The organism is Streptomyces capoamus (genome assembly GCF_014654935.1).
GTDB classification, from domain to species: Bacteria; Actinomycetota; Actinomycetes; order Streptomycetales; family Streptomycetaceae; genus Streptomyces; species Streptomyces capoamus.
On the sequence record NZ_BNBF01000033.1, the window covers coordinates 13,345 to 14,917 of the forward strand.

Sequence of the window (1,573 nt, forward strand, 5' to 3'; positions counted from 1 at the left end):
CGACCCGGTCCTGCAGCAGCTGGAGGTGCCGTACGCGGGCGACGTGTCGGTCAACGACACCCTGCGCCCGGTGTCCAGGTACTTCGACCGCGTCACCCGGCCCGAAGCCCTGATCCCGGCCGCGCTGCAGGCCGTGCGGGTCCTCACCGACCCGGTGGACACCGGCGCCGTCACGCTCGCACTGCCGCAGGACGTCCAGGCGGAGGCGTACGACTGGCCGGAGGAGTTCTTCACGGCGCGCGTGTGGACCGTACGGCGGCCGGGCGCGGACCCGGCCGAGCTGGCCGAGGCCGTCCGGGCGGTCCGCGAGGCGCGCCGGCCCCTCGTCGTCGCCGGCGGCGGGGTGCACCACAGCCGTGCCGAGGAGGCCCTCGCGGAGTTCGCGGCCACGACCCGCATCCCGGTCGCCTCCACCCAGGCCGGCAAGGGCTCGCTGCGGTACGACCACCCGCAGGACGTCGGCGGGATCGGCCACACCGGTACCGCGACCGCGGACGAGCTGGCCCGCACCGCGGACCTGGTGATCGGTGTCGGCACCCGGTACACGGACTTCACCACTGCCTCGGGCACCCTCTTCGAGCACCCGGACGTCCGCTTCCTCAACCTCAACATCGCGCCGTTCGACGGCCACAAGCTGGCCGGCCTCCCGCTGGTCGCCGACGCCCGCAGCGGCCTGGAGGAGCTGACCGAGCGGCTGCGGATGCACGGCCACACCGTCGCCGGTTCCTACGTCACCGAGTACACCGAGGACAAGGAACGCTGGGAGCACCGCGTCGACGCCTGCTTCGAGGCCGGCGAGATCGACGCACGGCCGACCCAGCCGCAGGTCATCGGTGCCCTCGACGCGCTGGTGGACGAGTCGGACATCATCGTCAACGCGGCGGGCTCGCTCCCCGGCGACCTGCACAAGCTGTGGCGGGCGCGGTCGCACGACCAGTACCACCTGGAGTACGGCTACTCCTGCATGGGCTACGAGATCCCCGCCGCCCTCGGTGTGAAGCTCGCCGCGCCCGAGCGGAACGTGTGGGCGCTGGTCGGCGACGGCACGTACCTGATGATGCCGTCGGAGATCGTGACCGCCGTGCAGGAGGGCGTCGCGATCAAGGTGCTGCTGGTGCAGAACCACGGGTACGCCTCGATCGGCGGCCTCTCGGAGTCCGTGGGCGGCGAGCGGTTCGGCACCGCCTACCGCTTCACCTCCGACGACGGCACCTTCACCGGAGCCCCGCTGCCCGTCGACCTCGCCGCCAACGCGGCCAGCCTCGGCATGCGGGTGCTGCGCGCGAAGACCGTACGCGACCTGCGCGCGGCGCTCGCCGAGGCACGGACTGCCGACACTCCCACATGTGTCTACGTGGAGACCGAAACGTCCGACACTGTGTCGGGCGCGCCTCCGGCGCAGGCCTGGTGGGATGTTCCTGTGGCCGAGACCGCGACCCGAACCTCCGCGGTCACGGCACGAGAGCGGTACGAACGGCACGTCTCGACCCGGCGCCGCCATCTGTGAGAAGGAGTCTCAGGGCATGACGAAGATCGTCAACCACTGGATCGGCGGGAAGTCCGTCGACGGCAC

1 protein-coding gene is annotated in these 1,573 nt (G+C 71.9%); it reads left to right on the forward strand.

Going from position 1 to position 1,573, the window contains the following annotated elements; translation table 11 throughout:
• Positions 1–1,507, forward strand: a 1,507-nt coding sequence (locus tag IE312_RS34040; RefSeq protein WP_229900760.1) for a thiamine pyrophosphate-dependent enzyme, incomplete at its 5' end; no start/stop codon positions are given.
• Positions 1,508–1,573: the final 66 nt, after the last annotated feature.